This is a genomic window from Rhizobium sp. 01N424 (genome assembly GCF_056399485.1).
On record NZ_JBFTRK010000001.1, the window covers coordinates 129,717 to 156,114 of the forward strand.

Genomic DNA, 26,398 nt, shown 5'->3' on the forward strand with positions numbered 1-26,398 from the left:
TGCTCTGCGCTTCTCTTTAGGCAATCGCGCTGGGCGAGGCTAGATGCCGCGCCAGGCGCGCTGCGCTCCGAGGTGCGGAAGCGCTGTCGCTTCGTGGACGCCACGGGCGATCGCCCTGGCCATGACGATACCGGCGAGATGGCAAAGCTCCATGAGGGTCCCGGGCGTCTCGACCGGCTTGGCGCCTGTCGCTGCGGCAAAGACGGTATCGCCGTCGAGCGGCAGATGGGCGGGGAGCAGCGCCCGCGCCAGTCCGTCATGCGCGGCGATCGACAGGCGATGCGCCTCCGCCTTGGTCAGCATGGCATCGGTGACGATGGCGCCGATGGTCGTCGCCGGTGCATTCATGCCCTTGAGACGCATCCGGTGGTCGATGGACGGTGGCATTCCGAGACCACCGAATTCGCTGCCCTGCTCGAAAGGCGCGGCCCAAAAATGCTTGCCGCTGCCGATCGTCGCCGAGCCAAGCGCATTGACCGCGACGATGGCGGCAATCACATGCCCGCCGCTGCCGAGCGCGCTGGCCGAACCGAGGCCGCCCTTGAACGTCGCGGTCGTTGCACCGGTTCCGGCGCCGACCGTGCCAAGATCGAAAACGCCTTTGGCGGCACTGCGGCAGGCCTCGTAGCCCATGTCACGGTAGGGCGCGTGAAGCCCCCAATCCTTGTTGCCGCCATTCAGCAGGTCGAAGAGGATCGCCTGCGGCACGATCGGCACGCGGATGTCGCCGACTGCAAAACCGCGCCCGGCTTGCCGCAGCCACGATTGAACGCCGCCCGCGGCATCCAGGCCGAAGGCCGAACCGCCCGACAGCACGAAGGCATCGACCTTTTCGACCGTCATCGAGGGATCAAGCAGCGCCGTGTCCCGTCCGCCGGGCGCACCGCCGAGCACGCTGCCCGACGCCACGGCCGGTTCGTCGAAAAGGATGGCGGTTACGCCCGACCCAAGCGTCAGGTCAGTGGCATGGCCGATGGAAATTCCGGCAATATCGGTAATGAGATTGAGCAAGATCGGTCCCCGGTGTGTGCGGCGATTAGGAGCGCAACAACGGCCAAAAAACAAGACCGGCCCCAGGTGATGGGGCCGGTCAGAATTCTTCCGAAGAAACGAATTGGGGAAGCCCGTGCCTGCAATCAGGCATGCAGCGGCTTTGGATGACGGCGGGTCATCAGGTCGTGAATCGCGAGCTTCACCTCGTCGGGCGAGCGGAAACGCTGCTCGTCGAGGTCGTGCACGTGAAACTTCACGGCGATGAACTTCAGCCGGTCTTCATCCGGAATGACGATCCCGACGGGAACGCCTGCATATTCTATGACTTGCTTTTTCATGCGTAGAACTCCTGCCGCGCGGACTGCGCGAGCGACGGCGAATTGACTTGTCTTGTACCGTTGAAAGGGGGACGAACGTCACATTCGACAGTTCGGGCGGGAGAGGGCGCCCGGACGGTCATTGCCGAGCACAGGGCGCCCAAGGAGATAGGCGAGAATATCGATTTCAATCATGTCTCGTTCCTTGCGTTAGCGTTGCACTCGTGATGGTCCCGTAGAGCCAGGACCGGCGATGACTGACTTCCAATAATCTACTTACCTAGTAGAGAATAGCGGATCGTCAGTCAGAAACATATTCCGAAACGTGTCAAAATGTCGGCGATCAGAACAATTTCATTCCATCATATCCGAATTGGCAGAAAGAACTTATCAAGACTTTGTGCAATTCACGTGACGGTCGAACAGCTCCTTCGATCACCGCAGCAGACATAGGAAGCCTGTCTGATTCCGGCAATGGTGCAATTCATTAAAAAGCGGTATGCCGCGAAATGACCGAATTCGTTAATGCTCGGCGGGCTTATTACCAGCCTTCGGAAAGCACCTTTTCCAGCATGTCTGCAAAGAAATCGGCGCTCTCGATCGTCAGGCACAGCGGCGGTTTGATCTTCAACACGTTCAGGTGATCGCCGGTCGGCTGCATGAGAACACCGAGTTCCAGCAGGCGTTCGCAGATTGCCGCGGTCTCTCCTGTTGCCGGTTCCAGCGTCTCCCTGTCGCGAACGAATTCGAGGCCGAGATAGAGGCCCATGCCATGGACGGCACCGGCGATCGGAAACCGTTCGATCAAGTTCACAAGCCGCGCCTTCAGATGATCGCCGACCTCGCGGGCGTTCTCCTGCAGGTTCTCCTCGCGCATGATGTCGAGCACCGTCATGCCGGCAACGCAACTGACCGGGCTGCCGCCGGACGAAGAGAAGAAATATCCCTCGCGCTCCAGCGAATCGGCGATGGCCTGCGTGGTGATCACGGCTCCGAGCGGGTGGCCGTTGCCCATGCTCTTGGCGATGGTGATGATATCGGGAACGACGCCCTGCTGCTCGAAGCCCCAGAAGTGGTGGCCAAGTCTGCCATAGCCGACCTGTACCTCGTCGGCGATGCACACGCCGCCGCGGGCGCGAACTTCCGCGTAGAGACCGGCGAGATAGCCCTCGGGCAGCGGAATGCCGCCGGCATTGCCATAGACAGGCTCGGCGATGACGCCCGCCAGCCCCTGGCCGCTGTTGTCGATCGCCTGCAGCACCGGAATGGCGGCGGCCAGATAATCGCGCGCTGATTCCGGCCCGCGGAATTCGCCGCGATAGGTATTCGGCGCTGCGAGCGGATGAACCCAGGCAGGCCGTGTCGAGAGCGCCTGCGGATTGTCGGCCACCGACGTGGAGACCGCATCGCTCGCCACCGACCAGCCATGATAGCCTTCAAGCAGGCAAAGCGTGTTGCGCGCGCCGCTATGCGCCCAGGCAAGCCTTAGAGCCAGATCGTTGGCTTCCGAACCGCTGTTGACGAGGAAGACCCTGTCCAACCCTTCGGGCGCGAGTGCCGCGAGACGCTCGGAGAAGTCGGCAAGCGCCTCGTAGTGAAAGCGCGAATTGGTGTTGAGCTTCAGCCACTGGTCGGCGATTGCGTCGGCCAGATGCGTGTGGCCATGACCGAGAATCGTCACGTTGTTGACCATGTCGAGATAGGCGCGGCCCTCGACATCGAACATGTGCTCTTTCCAGCCGCGCTCCATCTGTGGCGGCCGGTCGTAATAATTCTTCTGCGGTTTGGCGAAATGCGCCTGCCGCTTGGAAAGCAAACTCTCCGTATCGGGCTTCGGCGCATTGCAGCCATCGCCGAGCAGCAGCGAAGGCGAGGGGCAAAGGGCTGCCCAGGCGCCGGCATCGCCTGCCGTGGCAAAGAGCGGCGGCTCCAGGCCGGCAACGGTGCAAAGCTGGATGCGCAGGCCGCCGAGCGATGCGCTGTCACCCGAAACCGTGCCGATCGGCTGCCCGGCCTCGACCTCTGCGCCATCCTCCACTGTCGGCTCGATGCCGTCGAGATGCAGGCTGACGCCCGTGCCTGCGAGCACCAGATGATGGTTTTTCAGATCGATCCGCCCCGCAAAGGGAGCCGCGACCGGGTTGCCGCCGGAAAGGCAGATATCGCTATGCAGCGCGAAGGTCGAATGTGGCCTGGCGCTCAGCGTGCTGGCGCGTGACAGCCGGTATTCGCCGTATCGCGTTGCCGCAGCGCCGCTGTCATTGGCGACGCGGGCAAGCAGCCGCCAGTCCATCTCCGCATTCAGCCAGTTGCCACCGGCGAAATGGCGGCTCTGCACGCCAAGATCGAGATAGGTGATGTCGGCCGTGTTGATATCGGGCAGAAGCGGCAGCCAGGATGAATTTTCCGGGAGCGCAGGCTCGATCCCGCCAACCTTCAGGATAGCGGCCTCCATCAGCTCGAACGGCACCGACATCGCCGTGTCGAAGATGATGCGTTCATGCTCCAGATTGCCGCGGGCATAGTCATTATCAGGGTCGATCGAAATCTGCTGCTCGCCGCTGGCAACCAGGATCACGGCGCGCGCCACGATCAGCGGCCAGAGCGCCTTCAGCTCCTCCGGCGTCAGCGGGTAGATCTCGTGATAGGCCTTGACGGCCGGCAAGATGTAGAGCGGATCGCCATCGGCGTGATGCAGCAGCGAAGCGCATGCCACGGCCAGATCGCCAACCAGCCAGCCGCGAATGATGTCGCCGAAATCAATCACCCCGTCGGGGATCAGCCGGCCATGGGCATCGGGAAGGCTGACGACATTGTCGTCGGTCACGTCATGATGGACGGCCTGAACGCGAAGCGCCGAGGCCAGCGGCTGGATGCGGCGGACGGCAAGCACCATCGTCTTGGCAATCCGGTCTCGGGCCGCGCTGTCGGTGATCGCCGACAGAAGCTGGACGGCGACAGGTCCGGCCCGTCGCAGATCCCATTGAAGACTGCGCTCAAGACCCGGATGATCGAAATCAGCGAGCGCTTGGGCCAAACGGGCGCAGAGGGCGCCGAGAGCCGTCACCGAATTCTTCGGCAGATACTTGCGATGGGTGAGGCTTTCGCCTTCCAGATATTCGAGCACGCGAACCTGATAGGTCTGCTCGCGAACGGTCACCGCAATGATTTCCTGCCCGTCGGTCGATGTCAGCAGCCGCGGCACGCGCGGTGCGCCTTCGATCGTGGTCAGGTGGTGGATGGCAGCATCCTGCGCCTCGAGCTCCAAAGTCTCGTAGGCCATGTGGCAGATCTTCAGGACGAAGCGGCCGTTGCCAGTGTCGAGCCGGTAGTTCCGGTCCTGCTGGCTGCCGAGCTCGATGATCGTACCCGACAGTCCGTAGCGGGTTTCGAGGATGCTTAAGGCTTCATCCGGCGTCACGTCCGGTCGCGGCAGCTCCATACGATCGGTGAGCGCTTCGTCGGTCATCGCATCCCCCAGGGCATGATTCGATTGTTCACACTAAGCAGATAATCGAATGCATGCTATGGGCAAGCGTCTGGCAGCACGCCTTTCGGGCGCAATCAGCCCATACGTTCGGATGCGTAGGAGCCCGGGCTTGCCGGGAACACCACCGTGCGGTTGCCGTTCAGGAAGACCCGGTGATGGATATGGGCATGGATGGCGCGGGCCAGAACCTGACTCTCGACATCGCGGCCGATCGAGACATAGTCGTCTGCTGACTGCGCATGGGTGATGCGGGCCGTGTCCTGCTCGATGATCGGGCCTTCGTCGAGATCGGCGGTGACATAATGCGCCGTCGCGCCGATCAGCTTCACGCCACGCTCGTAGGCCTGCTTGTAGGGATTAGCACCCTTGAAGCTCGGCAGGAAAGAGTGGTGGATGTTGATGATCTTGCCGGACATCTTCTTGCACATTGCATCGGAGAGGACCTGCATGTAGCGGGCGAGCACGATCAGCTCGGTGCCGGTCTGCTCGACGATCTCGAGGATCTGCGCCTCGGCTTGCGGCTTGTTTTCCTTGGTCACCTTGATGTGGTGGAAGGGGATGTCGTGATTGACGACAACCTTCTGGTATTCGAAATGGTTGGAGACGACGCCGACGATGTCGATCGGCAGCGCGCCGATCTTCCAGCGGTAGAGAAGGTCGTTCAGACAATGGCCGAAGCGCGACACCATCAGCAGCACCTTCATGCGGCTCTGGCCGTCGTGGATCTCGGCGTCCATCTCGAACTTTTCGGCTATCGGCTTGAAGCCTTCAACGAGAGCCGGCAGCTTCACGCCCTCTTCGGAGATGAAGGAGACGCGGGTGAAGAACTTGCCGGTGTCGAGGTCGTCGAACTGGCTGGAGTCGACGATGTTGCAGCCCTTGTCGGCAAGGTAGTTGGAAATCGCCGCAACGATCCCGCGCGTCGATTTGCACGTCACCGTCAAAACATAGTTCGTCATGTCCGTCTTCCTTCTCGCGGCTTCGCCGGCAGGCTGCTTAGATCAAACGTCGCCCGTCGAATAGGCCACGGCTCTTTCATTCGTGCAACATTTTGCAAGGCAAGCCATCAGGCGCTTGCAAGCTCCCGCATTCTGTCGATGCATCTATCAATGACCGCTGACTTGAAGAAAGTCCGTTCCGCTTGCGTCGTCGCATATCCTCGCCGCGTAGCTATCTGACGGCAGCGGCCACCACGGCAGGGTCGGCCGCGGGCGCCGCCGCCCGGCGCGTTCGCTCGTTGACCTTCAGGAAGCCGACGAGCAGCCATGCCACCCCAGCGGTCTTCATAGAGAAGATCGCCGTCGAGCCGATCATCAGATTGAGGAACATGAAGAGCGACAGCGAATGGCTGAGTCGCTTCTGGTTCGGCGTCTCTCCCGCCGGGAAAAAGGAAACGAACAGCCAGAAAAGAAGGAGCCCGAAGATCGTCGCGCTGTAGGTGATGAAGACATAGCCGCTATCGACGTAGCCCAGTCCTTTTTCGAGCTCCAGCCCCAGTGTCGCCGGGAGGTCCATGGCGATGATGTTGCGCACCGTGCCGCTGATGCGGCCGACGAAGTCGTCGTCATGAGCGTTTGGCTTGAAAGCGTGGATGATGAAGCCGACGACGATGATCCCGGGCATCATGAAGAAGTCGAGGATCTTCGGCAGCCAGGGATAAATGACATAGCCGCCAAGGCAGACGACGCTGAAGATCAGCATGGTGCGGGTGTCATTGGTGAGCAGGATAAGGACGACAGTCGCCACGAAGATCATGCGATCGAAGAACGTCAGCCGGTTCGAAAAGCTGACGAGATAGATCACCATCACACCGCAGAAATTTGCCAGCGAAACCTGTTCTAGGAATATCGATGACGAGCGGTGGTCGATGATGCCGAAGGAGAAGCGATCGGGAAAGCCAAGCGCGCCGCGAAAGAGGCCGAGATCGCTATAAGTCGCTCGCGGCACGCCGCGCGTATTCTCGAAATATTCCGCGGGATGGAAGAGCGCCACATAGGCCGTCACCGAAACGATTTCGCAGATCAGCACCGAAAGAACCGCCAGACAGCAGATCTTGAAGACCAGCTTCAGCGTCCGCTCGTTGGTCCAGCGTCCCATGACGACGAAGGCGAAGACGATCAGGATATTGCGCAGATGGTCAATGTAGGCCGATTTGCTGATCGCCATGACGTAAACTGTGAGTATGATCGTCGCCAGCAGGTAGCCGAGCGGGACGAGATCTTCCTCGAAAATGCCCTTTCGCAGGATGAACGCAAAGCTGTAGCCGAGGATCAGCATTTCGCTCATCACCACATAGGCCGGCGAAAGCGGCATGATGTTGTGATTGATGAAGGCGAGGATGGCGTTATAGGTCACCGACAGCACACCAGCGGCGAGAATGCCCCACTGTATCGGTTCGACCGTTTCTGTGCCCGCCGCCTTCATCGCGTCATTTGCCCATCAGCACGCATGCATCTTTGGCGGCTGCGGGCGCCTTGGCGGCGGCTTGCAAGGCTGCCAGCTGCTTGCGGTCCTTGCCATCATGCGGCTGTACGTTGAGCGGTTCGGCCTCCGGCCACCAGTCGCCCGCCACCCAATAAGTCCAGCCGAGCCACACGTCGGCATTGTCCTGCATGGCGGAGAGCACATCCTTCAGCCCGGCAACGCATTCGGGTGCCTGCGAGACGCCGAATTCGCCAAGCAGCACTCGGGTGTCGTTCTTGCGTGCCCAGTCGGACATGTCGAGAATGGCCTGTTTGGCGCTGGCGTTGCCGCTGCATTCGTCCTTGGTGCCTGAGGAGTCGCTGTCGAAATACTGGTGAACCTCGTAGCCGAAATTCTTGCGCGGATCCTTGATGCCGAGCATCACGGTGCCGTTGGCATCGTCATCGCCGCTCTGCCAGGAATGCGCGCCGGTCCAGCGCGTTCCGGGAACGAGGATATAGTTCTTGGCGCCGACGGTGCGGATGCCGCGAATGGCGGTATTGGCGGCCTCGAGCCATTTGGCTGCCGAAATGTCGTGCGGTTCGTTCATCAGCCCGAAGACCACGTCGTCCTGATCGGAAAATTCGGCCGCCAGGCGCGTCCAGAAATCGGCAAAGGCGAGCGTCGTCACCGGCGCGTTGCCGATCTGCGTCTTCTTGTATTCGGCATAGTTATGCGGGTCGAGGATGATGGTCATCTTGTGCTTGCGCAGCAGCGCCACCGCATCCTTCAGCCGCTGAAGCTCGTCTTCGTTCAGGGATTGGCCAAGCTCCGGCTGCAGCCGCTCCCAGAGGAACGGCAGGCGCACGGTGTTCATGCCCTTCTTCTGGAAATAGGCAACGGTTTCCTCGGAGGGATAGGCATAGTCCTTGAAAACCGTCCCATCGGGGTTGCCGAATTCGGCGCCGGAGAGATTGACTCCTCGGAGGCATGGGCCGGCAGTGCCGGCAGCACTCGCCTGCAGCGGCAGAAGTGCTGCGGCGATCGTCAGCAGGCGGCGCCGGTGGCAGGAGGTGGCTCTCATGGTTTTCCCAGGTTTCAGAAGTAGCCGCTAATATCGGTGGGCGCATCTTAACGGTCCGTTAGCTAAGGATTTCTAAAATTAACCTACCTCCGCTGCAGTCTGCCGGCGGGCCACGAGAGCGCTGATGAGCCAATTCGACAGGAACAGGGTGAGCCGGTTGCCGGGCTGGCGGAGCTTCGAGCCCGCGCAGGCTGCATCCGAACCCGTGCGTCCGCGTTCGCCCGTCCTGCGCCCCTCTGATTTTGCCAAGGTCACTGCCGAATTGCCGCAGGAGCCCGAGGCCTTGCGCAGCGAGCCCGCGGCTCCGCAGGCTGCACCGCCCGCGCCGGCAGCGGTCGAAGCGTCGGTCGTCCGTCCTGAGTCCGTCATCGCCGTCATCCATGCCGATGAACCGCTGCTCGATGTCCGCTCGGCGATCTTCGCTATCTGGAACCGCAAACTGCTCATTGCCGCACTCGCCGCACTCGGCGCGGTCGCGGGCGCTGCCGTTTTGCCGATGCTGCCGCAGAAATTCACTGCAACGGCCAGCCTCTATTTTGATCCCCGGCAGATCGGGCTTGCCGACCCTTCCACGCAGCAATCGACGATCTCGCCCGAAATGATTTCGTCGATGATCGACAGCCAGGTGCAGATCCTGACCTCGGGCAATGTGCTGAAGCGCGTTGCCGACACGATGAAGCTCAACGAGGATCCCGATTTCAACGGCGGGCGGACGGATGACGCGGCTGTCATCAGCGCACTTCAGAAGTCGCTGACCATTGCCCGCCAGACCGGCACCTACGTGGTTTCTCTGACGGCGGTCACCCATGACCCCGAAAAGTCGGCCAAACTGGCAAACCAGGTCGTTGCCTCCTTCATGCAGGAGGAAAGCAGTGCCTCGACCGGGCTTTACGAAAACACCACCGCGACCCTGGACGGGCGGCTCGCCGATCTTCGCAAGCAGGTTCAGGATGCCGAACAGGCGGTCGAAAGCTTCCGCTCCGACAACGACATGTCGGAAACCGACGGCAAGCTGATCTCCGACCAGCGCCTTGGTTCGCTGAATACGCTGCTCGTCACCGCTCAGGACAAGACGATCCAGGCCAAGACACGTGCCGATGCCGCCGCCAGCATGAGTTTCGAAGCGGTCGTCGCCAGCGGCCAGACAGAGAGCGGCAGCTCTTCGGTCAACTCGGCGCTCGGAAGCCTGAGGCAGCAATATGCGACGCAGGCAGCCATCGTCGGCAGCCTCGAAAGCCAGATGGGCGCCCGCCATCCGCGCCTCCAGGCGGCACGCTCGTCCCTGCAGAGCACCCGCGACGAGATCAAGGGTGAACTGCAGCGCATGGTGACTTCGGCGAAGGCCGAATATGATCAGGCCAAGAAGGCAGAAGACGCAGTTGCCAAGGAACTGAATATCCAGAAGGCGCTGCAGGCCACCGCATCCGACAAGCAGGTGGAACTCAATGAGTTGCAGCGCAAGGCCACTGCTGTGCGCAACATCTACGAGACGTTGCTGAAGCGCTCCAGCCAGACGGCGGAAGAACAGAACCTGCCGCAGAGTAACATTCGTGTGATTTCCGAAGCCGAGCCGCCGGTAAAGCCGGACGGTCCTGGCAAGAAGACATTGATGATCGCAGGCCTGCTCGGCGGGCTGTTCGGCGGCTTCGCGCTCGGCGCAGCGCTTGCCATTCTGGCCAGCCTTTGCGCCCATCCGGTGGTACGCGGATATTTCCGCCGCGCTTGATGCGGTGGCACTCTCATCCTACATCAGGAAAAGAGTTCCGGGGCATCGTGCCGAGGGAGATGACAATGCGTTCCTTGCTACTGATCCTGGCAGCTGCCCTTACCGGTCTGTTGCCGCTGCAGGCCTTTGCAACGGATTGGAGCGCTGCCGGCACGTCCGGCGTCCAGAGACTTTATCCCTATACCGATCTGCCGGGCGTCAAGGCGCAAGCGGACAAGAAGGATGAGGAACAATACGCCTGCCACACCGAGACCGGCCATATTCGCCGGCAGGGTGACTGGATCTTCCGCTCCGGTGGTATGCCGACCATCGTCTATGTCTGCGATCGCGATGGACTCGTCACTCAGGGCACGCAGGTCCCTCTGCGTGGCCACTACCAACCGGTTCGCTGATCAGCCTTTGCGAGCAAAATAGCGCGATATCAGATAATCCAGCGACAGACGCCCCGGGCCTCTGGCGATAATCACCAGGAAGCAAACGGCCCATGTGCCGTGCGTCGGCCAGGCATCGGGATAGACGAAGATCTCGATCACCAGCGTCATCGCAAGCAGGGCCAGCGCCGACAGGCGGCTTGCCAGTCCCAACACCAGCAATAGCGGGAAGAAGTGCTCGGCAAAGGCTGCGAGATGGGCGGCGAGCCAGGGGTCGACGAGAGGCAGCTTGTATTCGGTCTGGAACAGATAGACCGCATTGTCCGTCACCTGCCAGCCATCGACCTTTGTCTGCCCCGATTGCCAGAAAACCGCGGCAATCGACAGCCGGGAAATGGTCGCGATCAGATCATGCGGGATGCGGTCGAGAAGCGCGGCGGCGCTCTTGAATGTATGGGCAAAGCCGCGGCCATCAGGTGCTGAAAGTGTCATGTTCTCATTCATCGTCGGCTCCTGTGGATAGGCCGGTGAATGCGCCTGCCTTCAGCGCTCCGGCAAGATTGGCGGAAAGGTCGAAATCGGCGGCAAGCGAAAGGGCTTCGCTTGCGGCTTCGGCAAGCGTGGTGCCTTGCACAAGCGCAGCGAGGAAGACGGCACCGCCCGGGGGCAGCCGGTGAACCTCGACGATCATCTCAGGGCGGACGACCAGCGCATCCTCACCCCGCCAATCCTCGATGGGGCCAAATGCCATCTCTCCGGCGTTCATCGCCCATATCGTCACGGCAGGGTGTTCCGACCGGAGGACGGATAGAGAGGGGTGAGGGGAGAAGGTCAGCCCGGCCGTCTGCTCCGCGGATACCGAAGCCAGCATCTCTGCCACCATCGGCGCGGCATCGGCGGCGTGATAGGCCCTGCCGCGCGCCGCTTCCAGCCGGATCACGTCAGGCAGATAGGGGATCTCCTGTGCGGGTTCGAAGCTCTCGACGAAATCCCCGAAATCATCGCCATAAGAAAGCAGCAGCGGCGATCGCGGCGGATGAAGCAGCACGAACTCATGCACCATCGCGGCGAAAAACTCTGCGCCGGTGATCCTTTCCGCCATCGGAAATCGCGAGACGATCGCGCCGATCAGACCCGAAATCACGTTGTTGCGGTAGACGTCGAAGCGGCGCGGCGGCTGTGCAGTATTCCAGGAGACAAGCCCTGCGGGTACCGGCAAATCGCCGTCTCTCAGGGCAGACGCAAAGCGTCTCTGTGTGGTGATCGACATGGTCTGACCTCACGCCGCGCGCCGCTTGGCGGCGCGCTCCAGGATTTCGCCTGCGGCTTCCGCCTCGGCTCTCAGAATTCGCCAGTTGGGAACGTCATTATCCCACTCGACGAGGCTCGCGATCGGGCCGGTGCGGGCAATCAGCTCTTCGTAGAGCGCCCAGACGGGATCCTTGACCGGCGTATCGTGCGAATCGATCAGTAGCGGCGCGCCGTCGTCATCCACCGTTTCGGAATGGCCACTGAGATGGATCTCGCGCACGGACTGAACCGGAAAGCGGGAAAGATACGCCCGCGGATCGATATTGTGGTTCGTCGCGGCAACGAAGACGTTGTTGACATCCAGCAGCAACCCGCAGCCGGTGCGCTTGACGATCTCGCTGAGAAACTCGGTCTCCTCGAGCGTGCTTTCGGCAAACAGCAGGTAGGTGGCCGGGTTTTCCAGCAGCATCTGCCGCTGCAGCACATCCTGCACTTGCGAGATATGATTGGAAACGCGCGACAGCGTTTCCGGCGTATAGGGAAGGGGCAGCAGGTCGTTGAGGAAAACCGTGTCATGCGAGGACCAGGCGAGATGCTCCGAGAAGCTCTCAGGCTCATAGCGGTCGCAGACGGTTTTCAGCCTTCGCAGATGGTCGGTATCGAGCGGCTGCATCGAGCCGATCGACAGGCCGACCCCGTGGATCGACAGCGCATAGTCCTCGCGCAGCTTGCCGAGCTGGGCGTGCGGCGGCCCGCCATCGCCCATGTAGTTCTCGGCATGAACCTCGAAGAAGCCGACCGGCTGGCGGGCAGCGATGATGCTGGAAAAATGCTCGGGCTTGAAGCCCACGCCGGGGCGGCCGGCAAGTGCGGAGGGTTTCATTCCATTTCTCTCCGGTTGATCCGGCGGCGCCGTCGGTGGCGCCGCCTCTTGTCGACGGAAGCGGATCAGACCGGGGCCGGCCCCTGTGTCAGCGATCCGGTGCCATCAGGCGTCTTCATCGACATGCAGGTGCCTGCTGGTACCAGTTTCCAGGCGTTCTTCTGGTAGTCGATCTTGGCCGTTCCGGCGCAGGTCGTGCCCGGGCCTGCGGCGCAGTCGTTCTGCCCCTTGAGCGCGATGCCGTAGCATTTCTCCTTTGCTGCATCCTGGGCCGAAGCGGTCGTTACGCTGCCGATCAGCGAGAGCGCTGTGGCGACCGAGGCCGCAAGCACGGTGACAGGTAGTTTTGTCATGGGTCTTCTCCGGTGTGGTGAGTTTCTGGGGGCGTTCGGAGCGGTCAGGCCGGGGTCAGCGAACCATGGCCCTTGGGCGTCTTCATCGAGACGCAGGTGCCGGCCGGAACGAGCTTGAAGGACATCTTGTCGTAGCTGACCGTCGATTTGCCGGCGCAATCATGCTTGCCCGCCGCGCAATCGTTCTGCCCCTTCATGGCAACGCCGTAGCACTTCTCCTTGTTGTCGGCGGCGGATGCTGCCGGTGCCGCGATGGTTGCGAGTGCCGAAGCGATGGAGCCTGCCAGTGCAAGCGTGACGATGCTGTTCTTCATGGTTTCATCTCCGTAAGATTGCCGAGCCGTGATTGGCTTGCATGGTGGGCTACGGAGCGGTGGCAGCCGTTGTTACAGCGCCCTCTTGGAATTTTTGCGCCGGAAGCTCTTGCCGTTTACGGGATGGCAAGCGAAAACCCTGAAAACAAAGGCATCCGCGTCTGTTCGAAATATTTGAAATGCGGCAGTAACAAAAATGTGTGCCCATCCGTAGAGGACTATGTCGGGTGAAACATTCGGCGCGTGAAGAGGAATGGGCAGGCTGGATGCGCAGCGCCATCGAGGGCGATACGCAGGCCTACCACCGCTTCCTGTCGGCTGTGACACCCCACTTGCGCGCAATGGCGCGCCGGCGCTGCGACCAGTTCGGTGCTCCGGCAAGCGAAGCGGAGGACGTGGTGCAGGAAGTGCTGCTTGCCGTCCACCTGAAGCGCGGCACGTGGGATCCGGCGCGCCCGATCGGGCCATGGCTGTCGACGATCGTGCGCAACAAGCTGATCGACAGCCTGCGCCGCCGCGGCCGCCACATTGACGTTCCGATCGACGACGTCATGGTGACACTCGCGGCGGAAGAGCAGGCAGGCAACCTGGACCGGCTCGACGCCGAGCATATGCTGGAGCGGCTGAAAGATCCGCAACGCGATATCGTCCGCTCCATTTCGATGGAGGGGGCGGGCATACGGGAAACGGCCGAGAGGCTGAAGATGACGGAAGGAGCGGTGCGCGTTGCGCTGCATCGCGCCCTGAAGTCGCTGGCAGCCTTATACCGGAGTGAGACGAGTGAAGACCGATGACCTGATCAGCATGCTTTCCGAGGACGCGCCGGTGCGAACCCGCTTGGGGCCGATGCTTCTTGGCGCGCTTCTTGGCGGCGTCGTCTTCTCCGCCGCCTTGCTGCTGGCAACCATCGGCATTCGCCACGACATGGCAAGCGCCATCGAGACCGCGCGCGTCCTCTTCAAGATCGTGACCACGCTGACACTCGCCGTCACCGCGTGCGGACTCGTCTTCCGCATCGGCCGCCCCGGCATTCCACTCAAGATATCGGCTCTCAGCCTGCTCATCCCGCTGGCCATGGTGATCGCGGGCGTCGCAACCGAACTGACGACCATCCCTGAGGACGCCTGGCGCACGGCGCTGATGGGCCGCAACGCGGCCTTCTGCGTCTTCTTCATTCCGGTCCTGTCGCTGGCGCCGCTGGCGGGCTTTCTCTGGGCGCTGAAAAGCGCCGCACCGGCAAACCCCACCCTCGGCGGCGCAGCCGCTGGTCTCGCTTCCGCCGGGCTCGCAGCCGCGCTCTACGCCTGGCACTGCCCCGACGACAGCCCGCTGTTTCTGGCGACCTGGTACACGGCGGCGGCTACGGCCGTCACCGCGCTCGGGGCGCTGATCGGCTCGCGATATCTACGTTGGTGAAGAGAAAAATAGCGAGCTTTCGGGAGCGGTTGCTACCGGCCTAAGCTGCTATTTTTAAATGGGAATGGTGCCCAGAAGAGGACTCGAACCTCCACACCCTTTCGGGTACCAGCACCTGAAGCTGGCGCGTCTACCAATTCCGCCATCTGGGCGACGGAGAGCCATGTACGGGGGTGGCTCTTTGCTGTCAACAGGGTTTTTGAAGTTTTCCTGACAGTATGTAAAAAAGAATTGCCGGGACGGTGCGAAAGGCCGCGTTCACGGGGAACTGAACGTTTGGCTTGCCTCTGCCGATGTTCGAACGGATGCCGTGACCTATATGAAAAGCATCGGAAAGGAATCACTGATGTCCGCTTTACGCAGCACCATCTTCGGCCTGGTTGCCGGTTTTCTGCCACTGGCCGCGCAGGCGGCGCCCGTGCCTGCGCCGTTCCAGGTGCGCAATCCAGATATTATCAATGTGCAATCGACGATGTGCGATTATCGCGGCTGCTTCGGTTTCGGACCGCAGCAATGGCATCGTCCTGCCTATGTGCAGCCGAACTACCGGCCGCGCGGCGTCACCGGGCCGACCTACTATCAGCCGAGAGCACAGGCGCCACGCACGGGGCGCCCGGCGCTCTCCTACGACCCGGCGCCGATCCGCAGGGTTCAGCCGGCGGCCAGGGATCAGGGCATGCATGGAGAATGGTGCCGCAACCAGTACCGGTCCTACAATCCGAAGACCGACCGCTTCGTCACCTACGAGGGCGTCTACAAGACCTGCAATTCGCCATTCGACTGAGCGTCAGCTTTCCAGCGATGCGCGGTCGGTATGGCCGAGATCGCGGCCTGGCTCGATGATGTCGCGCACCCGCTGTTTCAGCTCCTTCGGTCCGGGAAAGCCGCCGTCGCGTTTGCGCTCCCAGATCACGTCGCCATTCACCCGGATCTCGAAATTGCCGCCGGTGCCCGGAATGAGCGCCACTTCGCCCAGACTGTCGGTAAAGGTCTGCAGCAGTTCCTGAGCCATCCAGCCGGCGCGCAGCAGCCAGTTGCACTGCGTGCAATAGAGAATGGTCACACGGGCTTTGTCGGTCATGCAGCGTTCCTTTCGATCTCTCTCCGATTTAGAAGTTCAGCCCGGTCCGCGCAATCTGGCTGCTTGCATGTCGCCGCCGCCCATGGTCACTTCCCGGTACGAAGCAGGAGGTGAGAATGCGGGTCGCCGTCGTTGAAAACATGCCGAATACTCATATCGGCGCGCTGGGCAATGCCCTCCATGAGGCCGGTGCCGTGCTTGAATGGTCCCGTCCATGGAAAGACCATGCGCTGCCTGAAGGCTTCGACCGCTACGACGCGCTTGTCGTACTCGGCGGTGAGCAGAGCGCTGTCGATGATGAGGATCATCCCTATCTGCCGACGCTCGCCTCTCTGATGCGCGAATTCGGCGATGCCGGGAAATCCGTGCTCGGCATCTGCCTCGGCAGCCAGATCCTTGCCCGTGCCTATGGTGCCGAGAATATTCTGGACGCGACGCGCGAATTCGGCTGGACGCCCGTCGATGTGACGGCGGACGGGCGTGCCGATCCGCTCTTCGGCGAGATAGGCGACCGCTTCCCGATCTTCGAATGGCACTCCGATACCTTCACGCTGCCGCCCGGCGCCATCCGGCTCGCGTCGACGGCGGCTGTCCCCAACCAATGCTTCCGCATCGGCAGGGCCGTCTATGGCACGCAGTTTCATTTCGAAGCCAATTTGGAAGTCGTGACCAAATGGAATGCCGAATTCCGTGATATGGTCGAGAGCATCGAGCCCGGTTGGCATGAGCGGTTTCCGCAGACTGCGGCTAGACATGCCGCCGATGCCGATCAGGCTGGTCTGGCGATCGCGCGTGCCTTCGTCCGTACTATCAGGCCGTCGGTCGCCTCGGAAGACGCCGCAGACGGCCGCCTGAGCGCCTGAGGCAGCCATGGCCAGCGACTACGAGAAGATGGCGGCAGGTGAGTGGTACTGCTGTCTCGATGCCGAACTCGACCGTCTCCGGATCGCGGCACGCTATGCGGTGCATCAGCACATTACGATGGCGCCCGATGCGCGCGGCATGATCGCTCCAGCGCTTAAGGCCTTGTTTCGCGACGTGGCGGATGAGGTTTTCATCGAGGCGCCGTTCCATTGTTCCTATGGCATCAATCTGAGCTTCGGCGAACGCGTCTATCTGAATGCCGGCTGCACGATCCTCGATTCCGGACGCGTCCATATCGGCAGCCGCTCGATGCTCGGTCCCGGAGTTCAGATCTATTGCGCCGAGCATCACAAGGACCCTGACTTGCGTCGCCAGGGTATCGAGATCGCCCGCGCCGTCGTGATCGGCGAAGACGTCTGGATCGGCGGCGGCGCGATCATTCTCGGTGGGGTGACGATCGGCGATGGCGCGATCGTCGGCGCCGGCTCTGTGGTGACGAGGGACGTTGCCGCGGGCGCAACCGTGGTCGGCAATCCCGCCCGGCCAGTCAAGCGAGACTAGCGCTGGAAGGACAGTACAGGTGTCCTAGATCAGCAAGAGATAACAGGAGGAGAGGATGAGCGAGAACGCGTTGCCTTGGGAGAGTGGTTGCCGTTGCGGTCAGGTTCGGCTGAAGATCAGCGCCAAGCCGCTGTTGACCATGGCGTGCCACTGCACGGGCTGCCAGAAGATGTCGTCGAGCGCCTATTCATTGAGTGCTGCCATTCCGGCCGAGGGCTTCGAAGTCACCAGGGGCGAGCCCGTGATCGGCGGCATTCACGGCCCCGAGGCGCACCACTATTTCTGCCCCTATTGCATGACCTGGATGTTCACCAAGCCAGAGGGCATGGACTGGTTCGTCAATGTCCGCGCCACGATGTTCGACGATACCAGCTGGTTCGCACCCTTCATCGAGACTTGGACAAGCGAGAAGCTGGCTTTTGCCGAAACGGGAGCAAAGCACAGGTATCCGGCATTGCCCGAAATGGATGCGTATGAGGGGCTGGTGAAGGAATATATGGCGCAGCCGGCTTAGAAGCCCTGGAAGAGGAAGTCTAAGGCCGCTGTGATGTCGTCCGCCTCGGCTTCCAGGCTGATCACCGCATCGCCGATCTCGGAGATTGGAATAGCCGCCATTCGCTGCGTGGCCAGCACATGCGCTTCGCCGCCGATCATGAAGCGCGGGTTAAGCCGAGAGATCGACCAGGACATGTTCCTTGCGGTGTAGAGCGGCGCCATCATGCGTGATGGAAGGGCCTCGAGCACGTTGCTTTGAAGATCGATTGCCAGTTGGCCGTCAGATCGCATCCGGTAGACCGTGAAGCGTGTCATCAGAACTGCCTATATTTAGCAAAAGGCAGTCCGTTTTTCTCGACATACTCGTTTTCCAGGCGGATCGCTTCGGCATTCTCGTCCAGCCAGCGGCGTTCCCGCTCGGCATTGATGGCGCGGGCTAGCCCGTCTTCAGCTGCACGGGAGATGTTGATGTCGAGTTCACGCGCAGACGCTACCAAATTGGCGTCAAGCGAAAGATTGGCGGCCTTTCGGGCTGATCGTGGCATGGCTAACCTCCCGGTTTCATGCGCAGATTATATGCGCACGAAGCCGGGAAGAAAAGATGCCTATTCGTCCTTCATCTTCAGCGCCGCAATGAACGCTTCCTGCGGGATGTCGACCTTGCCGAACTGGCGCATGCGCTTCTTGCCTTCCTTCTGCTTGTCCAGAAGTTTGCGCTTGCGGGTGGCGTCGCCACCGTAGCACTTTGCGGTCACGTCCTTGCGCATGGCGGAGATCGTTTCGCGGGCGATGACGTTACCGCCGATGGCTGCCTGGATCGGGATCTTGAACATGTGCCGCGGGATCAGGTCCTTCAGCTTTTCGCACATGTCGCGGCCGCGCTTTTCGGCGGCCGAACGGTGGACCAGCATGGAAAGCGCGTCGACCGGCTCGCCGTTGACCATGATCGACATCTTCACGAGATTGCCTTCACGATACCCATGCAGATGGTAGTCGAACGAGGCGTAACCCTTGGAGATCGACTTCAGGCGGTCGTAGAAATCGAACACCACTTCGTTGAGCGGCAGCTCGTAGGAGAGCATGGCGCGCTTGCCGACATAGGTGAGTTCGGTCTGGATGCCGCGGCGGTCCTGGCAGAGCTTCAGGATGCCGCCGAGATAGTCGTCGGGGGTCAGGATCGTCGCCTTGATCCAGGGTTCCTCGATCTCGGAAATCTTCACGACGTCAGGCATGTCCGCCGGGTTGTGCAACTCGCGCGTCGAGCCATCGGTCATCGACAGGTGGTAGACGACCGAAGGGGCCGTCGCGATCAGGTCGAGATCGAATTCGCGCTCGAGACGCTCCTGGATGATTTCGAGATGCAGCAGGCCGAGGAAGCCGCAGCGGAAGCCGAAGCCGAGGGCCGCGGACGATTCCATTTCGAAGGAGAAGGAGGCGTCGTTGAGGCGCAGCTTGCCCATCGCGGCGCGCAAGTCCTCGAAATCGGCTGCATCCACCGGGAAGAGGCCGCAGAAGACCACTGGCTGGGCCGGCTTGAAGCCCGGCAGCGCCTGCGCCGTCGGCTTCTTGTCCTCGGTGATCGTATCGCCGACGCGGGTATCGGCCACTTCCTTGATCGAGCCGGTGAAGAAACCGATCTCGCCCGGGCCGAGGCTGTCGACGGCCAGCATCTTCGGGGTTAGCACGCCGACGCGCTCGACCTGATACTTGGCATCGGTACCCATCATGCGGATGGTCTGGCCCTTGGTCAGCACGCCGTCGAGGATGCGCACCAGAACCATGACGCCGAGATAGGTATCGTACCAGCTGTCGACCAGCAGCGCCTTCAGGGGCGCCTTGTCGCCGCCTTCGCTCTTCGGCGCAGGCAGCTGGTGAACGATGGCTTCCAGAACATCCGGAATGCCGAGGCCCGTCTTGGCGGAAATCAGCACCGCCTGCGATGCGTCGATGCCGATCACTTCCTCGATCTGCTCGCGGATGCGGTCGGGTTCTGCGGCCGGCAGGTCGATCTTGTTGAGGACGGTGACGATCTCGTGGTTGTTGTCGATCGCCTGATAGACGTTGGCGAGCGTCTGCGCCTCGACGCCCTGGGAGGCGTCGACGACGAGCAGCGAACCTTCACAGGCCGACAGCGACCGCGACACTTCGTAGGCGAAGTCGACGTGGCCGGGCGTGTCGATGAGGTTTAGGATATAGGTTTCGCCGTTGTTCGCCTTGTAATGCAGGCGTACGGTCTGGGCCTTGATGGTGATGCCGCGCTCGCGCTCGATATCCATCGAATCCAGCACCTGTTCCGACATGTCGCGCTCGGCGAGACCGCCGGTCGTCTGGATCAGTCGGTCGGCCAGTGTCGACTTGCCGTGGTCGATATGCGCCACGATCGAGAAGTTGCGGATATGGTCAAGCGGAGTGCGGGTAGAATTGGTGCTCATGCGCGCCATATAGCAGCGCCTTCCCTTGACGCATAGGGGAAAAGCAGGAGTTTGTTTAGGATAAATGGCGGTGTCCGGCACCACTTGATTCCATCATCGGATCATGTATTTCTCGTATAGTAGAAATACGGAGCAGAGTGTTGGAGCAGGAACTGGAAGCGGCGATCGGCGCCAGGATCCGCAGTCTGCGGCTGGAAAAAGGCCTGACGCTGGAGGATCTCGCAACCAGCTCCGGCGTCAGCCGGGCGATGATCTCGCGCATCGAACGCGCTGAGGCAAGCCCGACGGCATCGCTTCTGGCGCGCGTCTGCGCAGCACTTGGCCTTTCACTCTCGACCTTCTTTGCGGAGGATGAAAGCGCGGCGTCACCCCTTGCCCGGCGTCACGAGCAACAGGTGTGGCGGGATCCGGAGACCGGTTATATCAGACGCGCCGTCTCCCCGCCCGGCACCACGTCGGACGTCGATATCGTCGATGTCGAGTTTCCGGCCGGCGCCCGTGTCAGCTTTCCGCCGCATGCGGCGAGCCACGGCATGACCCAGCATATCTGGGTTTTCGAAGGCGAGATGGAGATGACGGCCGGGGACAAGGTTCACCGTCTCTTTCCCGGCGATTGCCTCTTCATGCCTGTCGGCGAGGGGCATGTCTTCCACAATCCGTCGAGCAAGCCCGCCCGTTACTGCGTCGTGCTGAGCCGCAGTTCACGATGATATCCAGGAGATACTTGATGACTTCGATACGCCTTTTGACCGCCGACGAAGCCCGCGCTGCCATTCCAGAGCTCTGCGATGTGCTGGCGGATTGCGTCGCGGGCGGCGCCTCCGTCGGCTTCATGCAGCCCTATACGGCCGAGGATGCCGAGCCCTACTGGCAAGGTGTCGCCGAGAGCGTCGAAGCCGGGGTCAATCTGCTTGCCGTGGCTGTCGTCGATGGCCGGATTCTCGGTACCGTTCAGGTCGGTTTTGCCACGATGCCGAACCAGCCGCACCGCGGCGACCTGAAGAAACTGCTCGTTCACCGCTCGGCGCGTGGTCATGGGCTCGCACGTCTCCTGATGGAGGCGATCGAGAAGGAGGCTGCCCGTCACGGCAAGCATCTTCTGGTTCTGGATACGGCGACCGGCAGCGACGCGGAAGCGATCTATCCACGCTTCGGCTGGGAACGCGCCGGCGTGATTCCTGAATACGCGATGTGGCCGGATGGCGGCTATTGCTCGACGACGCTGTTCTACAAGCGGCTGGCTGTCTGAGCCGCTCCGGACCCATTGACAAATCGGCGCCTCACCGCGCCTTATCCGCGACATAACGAGGGGCATGCGCCATGCGCGTCATCTATTCCGAAGACCACAAGCTGCGTGACGCGAAGACCGAGCTGCACAACGGACGGCTCGTCACGCCCTTTGAAGGCCCCTTCCGCGCCGAATGGATTCTGGATGCCGTCAAGGATGCCGGGTTCAGAGATGTTGCCGCGCCGGTCCGCCATGGTCTGGAAACGGCCCGCAAGGTGCATGATGCCGGTTATCTCGATTTCCTGTCAAAGGCCTGGGACATGTGGGCGGCGACAGGCGCTGAAGGCGAGGCGATCCCGGCGTCCTTTCCCGTGCGCCGCTCGACCCTGCGGGTGCCGACCGACATCGGCGCGCTTCTCGGCTATTATGCCAATGCGGCGGAGACCGCGATTACCAATGGCACCTATGAGGCGGCGATCGCCTCGATGCAATGCGCGATGTCGGGTGCCGACTGGCTGAATTCAGGCAATCGCTTCGCCTTTTCGCTCTGCCGCCCGCCCGGTCACCATGCAGGCATCGATCTCTTCGGCGGCTATTGCTTTATCAACAATGCTGCCGTCGCCGCGCAGCGCCTTCTCGATCTCGGCGCCAGGAAGGTTGCGATCCTCGATGTCGATTTTCATCATGGCAACGGCACGCAGGATATCACCTATCGCCGCGGCGACATCTTCTTCGCCTCGCTGCATGGCGAGCCCGCCAACGCCTTTCCGTATTTCTGGGGCTATGCGGACGAGACGGGTGAAGGCGAAGGCGAGGGCAGTAATGCCAACTATCCGCTGCCGCGCGGAACGGCCTGGCAAGAATGGTCTGCGGCGCTTGCCGATTCGCTCAGTCGCATCAAGGCGTTCGGCGCCGAAGCAATCGTCGTCTCGCTCGGCGTCGATACATTCGAGCGTGATCCGATCTCCTTCTTCAAGCTCACTTCGGACGATTTCATCCGCATGGGAGCGATGATTGCGTCAACGGGGCTGCCGGTGTTGACCTGCATGGAAGGTGGTTACGGCGTGCCGGAAATCGGCTTGAATGTCGCCAATGTCCTCAAGGGTCTGGAGGCTTAAGCGGCTTGGAAGAGGAAACGCCGCCATCCGACGTGCCGACGCCGCGCATGTTCTCATGGGCGCGCAATTCGGCGATCTACCGCCTGGAGCGGCGGATGCATACGGAGAAGCAGCTGTTCGATGCCATCGCCCGCAAGGCGCGGCAGAAGTTCGAGGATATCAGCGAGGCGCAGGTCAAGGCGCTTGCCGATTCCGCCGTGAAGTTTGCTTATGACAACAAGGCGCTCGACGACACCGCCTATGCCGAAATCGGCACGCGCTCGGGCATGCGCAACGGCAAGTCGAAGCGCGCGATCGCCCAGAAGCTATCACAAAAGGGCGTAGCCAAGCCGACGGTTGCGGCCGCCGTCGCCGAAGCGGATGACCTTTACGCGGCCGTCGTTCTGGCCCGCAAGCGCGCCTTGGGCCCGTTCCGCAAGAGCGAGCTCGATGAGAAGCGCAAGGCCAAGGAACTGTCGGCTTTTGCCCGGGCCGGCTTCAGCTTCGATATCGGCAAGAAGGTTTTTGAGATGTCGCCTGACGATGCCGAGGAAGCGTTGGATGCCGGGCGCAATCGATAGCCATCAACAGAGCTTCTCCTCGCATCAGAAGTTTGAATTTGCCCCCGTCGCTTCGCAGCCTTATTCAGGGCGGCAAATCGGGAGGAAGCAATGGGCGTACAGCCTGAAAATACGGCGTTGAATGCGGACGGCTCGGCAGCGGCCGTGCCGTCGAGCGGCGTCGCGGCAGGCGCACTGATGTGCCTTCTTTCGATGTCGTCGATCCAGTTCGGTGCGGCGCTTTCCTCGCATGCGATCGCGACCTATGGACCCGCAGGGGCTTCCTGGCTCCGCCTGGTCTTCGCGGCGCTGATCCTCGCAGTCATCGTTCGTCCGCCGGTTCTGCGCTATAGCCGAGATCAATGGGTCAGTGCTCTCGTGCTTGGCACGATCACGGCATTGATGACCATCTGCTTCTTCGCGGCGATCCAGCATATCCCGCTCGGCCTTGCCGTCGCCATCGACTTTCTGGGGCCGCTGTCGGTTGCGACATTCGGCTATGGATTGACGCGCCGTTTGATCTGGCCCGTCGTCGCAGCCGCCGGCGTGCTGTTCCTCGCCTATGATGGCGAAGGCTGGGTCGGCAATCTGCCGGGTGTGCTCTTTGCAGCTGGCGCCGGAACCGGCTGGGCCATCTATATCCTGCTGACGAAGAAGGTCGGCGCAACCTTCAAGGGCTTCGAAGGCCTGTCGATGTCGCTGCTCGTCGCTGCTGTCGTCGCCACGCCTTTCGGCTTCATGGGCGCTGTACCCCACCTTGATGGCTCCGGCTTGATCGAGATGGCGGGACTGGCTCTTCTCGTGCCGCTTCTGCCCTATGCCCTGGAAATGACGGCGCTCCGGCGCATGCCCACGGCTTCTTTCGGCATTCTGATGAGCCTGGAACCGGCGATCGGCGCCGCTGCCGGTTTCGTCATTCTGATGCAGCCGATGACGCTGCTGCAGATGACCGGAACGGCATTCGTGGTGCTGGCAAGTGCCGGCGCCACCTTCTTCGCCGGCAAGGTGTAACAGTCAGGCGCGTTCGCGTGCAGGATCGTCGAGGGCCGGATTGTAAAACAGCGACAGGGTCAGACTCCGGGCAATACGTTCCGCGGTCGCCATGAACCAGGCCTTGGCCTCCGGGGTCGGAGCGATATCGTCAAGCGTCGCGGCAAACAGCGCCAGCCATTTGGGAAAGAGCTCCGACGTCATGTTGGCGACGCCGGTATGGGCCTGAACGGGCTTTCCGCCATAGGCCCCGCTGCGAAAGGCAACGGAAGACCAGAAGCTTTTCATCTTTTCCATATGCTCCGGCCACCGTCCCGAAAGCCGCGCATCGAAGACCGGCCCGAGTTCCGGATGTAAAAGCACCCGGCTGTAGAATGTCTCGACCAGCGTCCCGATAAAGGCATCGTCGATGCCGATCGATTTCATCTCGGCTTCCGCGCGCTCGCGGATCGCCGCAACATGGGCAGCGCGGCCCTGCAATTCGTTGTTCATTTTTAAAACCACCCCGGCTTTGCCGTATGCGACGGCGCCCTTCATATAGGCGTTGCCGGCGCGCGGCCAAAGCCGGAACTGAAGATTGCGGCAATCTGTCAAATCGGGCGTGTTCGATCTTGACCGCCGCCACGGCGCTCTTTAGATTTAGAATAATTCTAAATTACTGGAGCATGCCGATGCTGGCGCGTCTTTTCAGGTCGCAGAAGCGATCCTTCAAATCATTGTCTGAACAGGAAATCCTGGCACTTGCAATCGCCTCGGAAGAGGATGATGCGCGCATCTATCTCGCCTATGCAGATCAGTTGAAGCGTGACTATCCTGCGAGCGCGCAGGTGTTCGAAGACATGGCCGAGGTCGAAAGCACCCATCGGCGGTCACTGATCGAGATCCACCGCCAGCGCTTCGGCGAGCGCATCCCGCTGATCCGCCGCGAGCATGTACAGGGCTTTTACGATCGCAAGCCGGACTGGCTGCGCAAGAACCTGTCGCTCGACGCCATGCGGCGCGAGACGGAGGCAATGGAAGAGCAGGCTTACCGCTTCTATGTCGAGGCAGCCAAGCAGACGACCGACGCCTCGACTCGTCAGCTTCTTGGCGATCTGGCGCTGGCCGAGCAGGGGCATGAAGATATTGCCCGCATGCTCGGAGAGAAGCATACGCCTGAGAGTGTCAAGGGCGATGAAGACGAAGGCGTCCGCCGCCAGTTCGTGTTGACCTATGTCCAGCCCGGCCTGGCCGGTCTGATGGATGGTTCGGTCTCGACGCTGGCGCCGATCTTCGCCGCCGCCTTCGCCACCCAGGATACCTGGCAGACCTTCCTCGTCGGCCTATCCGCCTCGGTTGGTGCCGGCATCTCCATGGGCTTCACGGAAGCGGCGCATGACGATGGCAAGATTTCCGGACGCGGTTCACCGGTCAAGCGCGGCCTCGCCTGCGGCATCATGACGGCGCTCGGCGGCCTCGGGCACGCGCTGCCCTATCTGATCCCGCATTTCTGGACGGCGACAATCACCGCGGCCGTCGTCGTCTTCTTCGAACTCTGGGCGATCGCCTTCATTCAGAACAAGTATATGGAAACGCCGTTCCTGCGCGCCGCCTTCCAGGTGGTTCTCGGCGGCGGACTTGTGCTCGGCGCCGGCATCCTGATCGGCAACGGTTGAGTTCCCGGCAAAGAAAAAGGCCTCCCGAAGCAAGCTTCGGAAGGCCACCCAAGAACCGGTAGATGTGATTATTGCAGGGCACCGACCAGAACGTCGCGGCCGTTCTCGATGGTAACCCAGCGCCCGGCATTGTAGCTCGACTGGCGCTTGATGAAGGAATAGTTCGTGTCGAACCATGGTTTCACGTTGGTCGACAGATTGTCGAGAATGAAATCGCCATCCGTGGTGCGCAGCGTCAGAACCGCATGCCCCTCACCGTCAGGCTTGCGTACGACCGTCATCAAAAGGTTTGCCGGCGAAAAGCCGCGCTGAATGAGGATGCGTCGCTTCAGAAGCGCATAGTCTTCGCAGTCGCCGGCCGTCGTCGGATACGCCCAGACCTCGTCCTTGCCGTAGATTTCCTTGTCGGTCATCGGCTTGATCGTGGTGTTGACTGTCGTGTTGACCGAACGCACCAGCGTCCACTGGTCGGGGGTCATCTGCATGTTCGCAGTATTGCGGTTCGGGCCGCATTCGTCGCGGTGGATCTGACAGAAATCGTAATGGCCGATCGGCTGCGATGTCGCTCCGCCGGTAACCATGGAGAGGTTGGATGTCGAAGCCGGCAAGGCAGCCGAAGACATCGCTAGCATGGCCATCATGGCCACGAGGTAACCCTTGATCCGCACGCCCGTATTCCCTGCATCGCCCTTGTATTTATTAACAAAGAGTTAACGGGGAGGGACGTTCGGAGTCAATCGTTACTTCTTGGTAGGGAGTTACAACTCTCGGACATGGTTAAAATGCCACAGAAGGTGGGCTTGCGCGGTATCCTCTCAACCGGAGATACTATTT

Annotated in this window: 31 protein-coding genes and 1 tRNA gene; 14 read left to right on the top strand and 18 right to left on the bottom strand. The window is 61.5% G+C overall.

What is annotated here, in order from left to right:
* Positions 1 to 39: 39 nt before the first annotated feature.
* From AC1DNK_RS00680 to AC1DNK_RS00705, 6 genes are all read right to left on the bottom strand, one after another.
* Entirely contained in the window at positions 40 to 1,014 is a 975-nt protein-coding gene (locus AC1DNK_RS00680; protein WP_477939834.1) for a P1 family peptidase, read from the bottom strand.
* A gap of 122 nt (positions 1,015 to 1,136) precedes the next feature.
* On the bottom strand, positions 1,137 to 1,331 hold the full coding sequence (locus tag AC1DNK_RS00685; protein ID WP_112385111.1) for a hypothetical protein: 195 nt from the start codon (positions 1,329 to 1,331) through the stop codon (positions 1,137 to 1,139).
* Between the two features lie 520 nt (positions 1,332 to 1,851).
* A complete protein-coding gene (locus AC1DNK_RS00690) occupies positions 1,852 to 4,779 on the bottom strand; it encodes an aminotransferase (protein WP_477938802.1) in 2,928 nt (975 codons plus the stop codon).
* A gap of 95 nt (positions 4,780 to 4,874) precedes the next feature.
* Entirely contained in the window at positions 4,875 to 5,759 is an 885-nt protein-coding gene (gene purU, locus AC1DNK_RS00695) for a formyltetrahydrofolate deformylase (RefSeq protein ID WP_112514215.1), read from the bottom strand.
* Positions 5,760 to 5,970: 211 nt separating this feature from the next.
* The gene (locus AC1DNK_RS00700; RefSeq protein ID WP_477938803.1) at positions 5,971 to 7,224 is read right to left on the bottom strand and encodes a hypothetical protein; all 1,254 of its coding nucleotides are present in this window, start codon (positions 7,222 to 7,224) and stop codon (positions 5,971 to 5,973) included.
* Positions 7,225 to 7,228: 4 nt separating this feature from the next.
* On the bottom strand, positions 7,229 to 8,287 hold the full coding sequence (locus tag AC1DNK_RS00705; RefSeq protein WP_477938805.1) for a glycoside hydrolase family 5 protein: 1,059 nt from the start codon (positions 8,285 to 8,287) through the stop codon (positions 7,229 to 7,231).
* Positions 8,288 to 8,411: 124 nt separating this feature from the next.
* On the opposite strand from AC1DNK_RS00705, the gene AC1DNK_RS00710 reads away from it, so the two are divergent.
* Positions 8,412 to 10,013, top strand: a complete 1,602-nt coding sequence (locus AC1DNK_RS00710; protein WP_477938806.1) for a GumC family protein — start codon at positions 8,412 to 8,414, stop codon at positions 10,011 to 10,013.
* Between the two features lie 59 nt (positions 10,014 to 10,072).
* Positions 10,073 to 10,405, top strand: coding sequence for a hypothetical protein (locus AC1DNK_RS00715; protein WP_477938808.1), 333 nt, complete (start codon positions 10,073 to 10,075; stop codon positions 10,403 to 10,405).
* On the opposite strand, the gene AC1DNK_RS00720 is transcribed toward AC1DNK_RS00715, so the two are convergent.
* From AC1DNK_RS00720 to AC1DNK_RS00740, 5 genes are all read right to left on the bottom strand, one after another.
* Positions 10,406 to 10,876: a DoxX family protein gene (locus AC1DNK_RS00720; RefSeq protein WP_477939837.1), complete on the bottom strand. Its 471-nt coding sequence runs from the start codon at positions 10,874 to 10,876 to the stop codon at positions 10,406 to 10,408.
* Positions 10,877 to 10,880: 4 nt separating this feature from the next.
* Positions 10,881 to 11,654: an HvfC/BufC N-terminal domain-containing protein gene (locus tag AC1DNK_RS00725; protein WP_477938810.1), complete on the bottom strand. Its 774-nt coding sequence runs from the start codon at positions 11,652 to 11,654 to the stop codon at positions 10,881 to 10,883.
* Positions 11,655 to 11,663: 9 nt separating this feature from the next.
* Positions 11,664 to 12,518 (bottom strand): MNIO family bufferin maturase, encoded by an 855-nt coding sequence (gene bufB / locus AC1DNK_RS00730; protein WP_477938811.1) that lies wholly within the window; start codon positions 12,516 to 12,518, stop codon positions 11,664 to 11,666.
* A 65-nt stretch (positions 12,519 to 12,583) separates the two neighbouring features.
* On the bottom strand, positions 12,584 to 12,871 hold the full coding sequence (locus AC1DNK_RS00735; protein ID WP_112385121.1) for a BufA1 family periplasmic bufferin-type metallophore: 288 nt from the start codon (positions 12,869 to 12,871) through the stop codon (positions 12,584 to 12,586).
* Between the two features lie 44 nt (positions 12,872 to 12,915).
* Positions 12,916 to 13,185, bottom strand: a complete 270-nt coding sequence (locus tag AC1DNK_RS00740; protein ID WP_112385122.1) for a BufA1 family periplasmic bufferin-type metallophore — start codon at positions 13,183 to 13,185, stop codon at positions 12,916 to 12,918.
* Between the two features lie 227 nt (positions 13,186 to 13,412).
* Here AC1DNK_RS00740 and AC1DNK_RS00745 point away from each other — a divergent pair, with 227 nt between their 5' ends.
* Together AC1DNK_RS00745 and AC1DNK_RS00750 are read left to right on the top strand one after the other, a co-directional pair.
* Positions 13,413 to 13,979 (top strand): sigma-70 family RNA polymerase sigma factor, encoded by a 567-nt coding sequence (locus AC1DNK_RS00745; protein WP_477938812.1) that lies wholly within the window; start codon positions 13,413 to 13,415, stop codon positions 13,977 to 13,979.
* Positions 13,966 to 14,601: an NrsF family protein gene (locus AC1DNK_RS00750; protein WP_477938814.1), complete on the top strand. Its 636-nt coding sequence runs from the start codon at positions 13,966 to 13,968 to the stop codon at positions 14,599 to 14,601. Before AC1DNK_RS00745 ends, AC1DNK_RS00750 begins: the two co-directional genes overlap by 14 nt.
* Positions 14,602 to 14,666: 65 nt before the next feature.
* Here AC1DNK_RS00750 and AC1DNK_RS00755 read toward each other — a convergent pair.
* Positions 14,667 to 14,753: transfer RNA gene (locus AC1DNK_RS00755), tRNA-Leu, on the bottom strand.
* A 194-nt stretch (positions 14,754 to 14,947) separates the two neighbouring features.
* Between AC1DNK_RS00755 and AC1DNK_RS00760 the strand changes: the two genes are divergently transcribed.
* Positions 14,948 to 15,385 (top strand): BA14K family protein, encoded by a 438-nt coding sequence (locus AC1DNK_RS00760; protein ID WP_477938815.1) that lies wholly within the window; start codon positions 14,948 to 14,950, stop codon positions 15,383 to 15,385.
* A gap of 3 nt (positions 15,386 to 15,388) precedes the next feature.
* On the opposite strand, the gene AC1DNK_RS00765 is transcribed toward AC1DNK_RS00760, so the two are convergent.
* Complete coding sequence (locus tag AC1DNK_RS00765) at positions 15,389 to 15,682, bottom strand: Rdx family protein (protein ID WP_477938816.1); 294 nt, start codon at positions 15,680 to 15,682, stop codon at positions 15,389 to 15,391.
* Between the two features lie 116 nt (positions 15,683 to 15,798).
* Between AC1DNK_RS00765 and AC1DNK_RS00770 the strand changes: the two genes are divergently transcribed.
* From AC1DNK_RS00770 to AC1DNK_RS00780, 3 genes are read left to right on the top strand one after another with little or no spacing between them, the layout of a single operon-like run.
* Positions 15,799 to 16,545, top strand: coding sequence for a type 1 glutamine amidotransferase (locus AC1DNK_RS00770; RefSeq protein ID WP_477938818.1), 747 nt, complete (start codon positions 15,799 to 15,801; stop codon positions 16,543 to 16,545).
* 7 nt (positions 16,546 to 16,552) lie between these two features.
* Positions 16,553 to 17,107 (top strand): sugar O-acetyltransferase, encoded by a 555-nt coding sequence (locus AC1DNK_RS00775; protein WP_477938819.1) that lies wholly within the window; start codon positions 16,553 to 16,555, stop codon positions 17,105 to 17,107.
* A gap of 55 nt (positions 17,108 to 17,162) precedes the next feature.
* Complete coding sequence (locus AC1DNK_RS00780; protein WP_477938820.1) at positions 17,163 to 17,621, top strand: GFA family protein; 459 nt, start codon at positions 17,163 to 17,165, stop codon at positions 17,619 to 17,621.
* Here the strand turns inward: AC1DNK_RS00780 and AC1DNK_RS00785 are convergent.
* From AC1DNK_RS00785 to lepA, 3 genes are read right to left on the bottom strand one after another with little or no spacing between them, the layout of a single operon-like run.
* On the bottom strand, positions 17,618 to 17,917 hold the full coding sequence (locus AC1DNK_RS00785; RefSeq protein WP_477938821.1) for a CcdB family protein: 300 nt from the start codon (positions 17,915 to 17,917) through the stop codon (positions 17,618 to 17,620). The two genes, AC1DNK_RS00780 and AC1DNK_RS00785, sit on opposite strands and share 4 nt — an antisense overlap.
* Entirely contained in the window at positions 17,917 to 18,147 is a 231-nt protein-coding gene (locus AC1DNK_RS00790; RefSeq protein WP_477938823.1) for a type II toxin-antitoxin system CcdA family antitoxin, read from the bottom strand. Before AC1DNK_RS00790 ends, AC1DNK_RS00785 begins: the two co-directional genes overlap by 1 nt.
* Before the next feature lie 60 nt (positions 18,148 to 18,207).
* Positions 18,208 to 20,043: a translation elongation factor 4 gene (gene lepA, locus AC1DNK_RS00795; RefSeq protein ID WP_112385130.1), complete on the bottom strand. Its 1,836-nt coding sequence runs from the start codon at positions 20,041 to 20,043 to the stop codon at positions 18,208 to 18,210.
* A gap of 131 nt (positions 20,044 to 20,174) precedes the next feature.
* Between lepA and AC1DNK_RS00800 the strand changes: the two genes are divergently transcribed.
* The 5 genes from AC1DNK_RS00800 (at position 20,175) to AC1DNK_RS00820 (ending at position 23,930) form a co-directional block, all read left to right on the top strand.
* A complete protein-coding gene (locus AC1DNK_RS00800; RefSeq protein ID WP_477938825.1) occupies positions 20,175 to 20,744 on the top strand; it encodes a helix-turn-helix domain-containing protein in 570 nt (189 codons plus the stop codon).
* 17 nt (positions 20,745 to 20,761) lie between these two features.
* On the top strand, positions 20,762 to 21,283 hold the full coding sequence (locus tag AC1DNK_RS00805) for an N-acetyltransferase family protein (RefSeq protein ID WP_477938826.1): 522 nt from the start codon (positions 20,762 to 20,764) through the stop codon (positions 21,281 to 21,283).
* A gap of 71 nt (positions 21,284 to 21,354) precedes the next feature.
* Positions 21,355 to 22,380 carry a histone deacetylase family protein gene (locus AC1DNK_RS00810; protein ID WP_477938827.1) on the top strand — a complete coding sequence of 342 codons (1,026 nt, stop codon included), beginning with the start codon at positions 21,355 to 21,357 and terminating at the stop codon, positions 22,378 to 22,380.
* Between the two features lie 5 nt (positions 22,381 to 22,385).
* Positions 22,386 to 22,940 carry a recombination regulator RecX gene (gene recX, locus AC1DNK_RS00815; RefSeq protein ID WP_477938829.1) on the top strand — a complete coding sequence of 185 codons (555 nt, stop codon included), beginning with the start codon at positions 22,386 to 22,388 and terminating at the stop codon, positions 22,938 to 22,940.
* Positions 22,941 to 23,030: 90 nt separating this feature from the next.
* Positions 23,031 to 23,930: an EamA family transporter gene (locus tag AC1DNK_RS00820; RefSeq protein WP_477938830.1), complete on the top strand. Its 900-nt coding sequence runs from the start codon at positions 23,031 to 23,033 to the stop codon at positions 23,928 to 23,930.
* Between the two features lie 3 nt (positions 23,931 to 23,933).
* Here the strand turns inward: AC1DNK_RS00820 and AC1DNK_RS00825 are convergent, their stop codons facing one another.
* On the bottom strand, positions 23,934 to 24,401 hold the full coding sequence (locus AC1DNK_RS00825; RefSeq protein WP_477938831.1) for a group III truncated hemoglobin: 468 nt from the start codon (positions 24,399 to 24,401) through the stop codon (positions 23,934 to 23,936).
* Positions 24,402 to 24,580: 179 nt separating this feature from the next.
* Here AC1DNK_RS00825 and mbfA point away from each other — a divergent pair, with 179 nt between their 5' ends.
* Positions 24,581 to 25,564 carry an iron exporter MbfA gene (gene mbfA, locus AC1DNK_RS00830; RefSeq protein WP_477938832.1) on the top strand — a complete coding sequence of 328 codons (984 nt, stop codon included), beginning with the start codon at positions 24,581 to 24,583 and terminating at the stop codon, positions 25,562 to 25,564.
* A 68-nt stretch (positions 25,565 to 25,632) separates the two neighbouring features.
* Here the strand turns inward: mbfA and AC1DNK_RS00835 are convergent, their stop codons facing one another.
* A complete protein-coding gene (locus AC1DNK_RS00835) occupies positions 25,633 to 26,232 on the bottom strand; it encodes a transglutaminase-like cysteine peptidase (protein ID WP_112385138.1) in 600 nt (199 codons plus the stop codon).
* Positions 26,233 to 26,398: the final 166 nt, after the last annotated feature.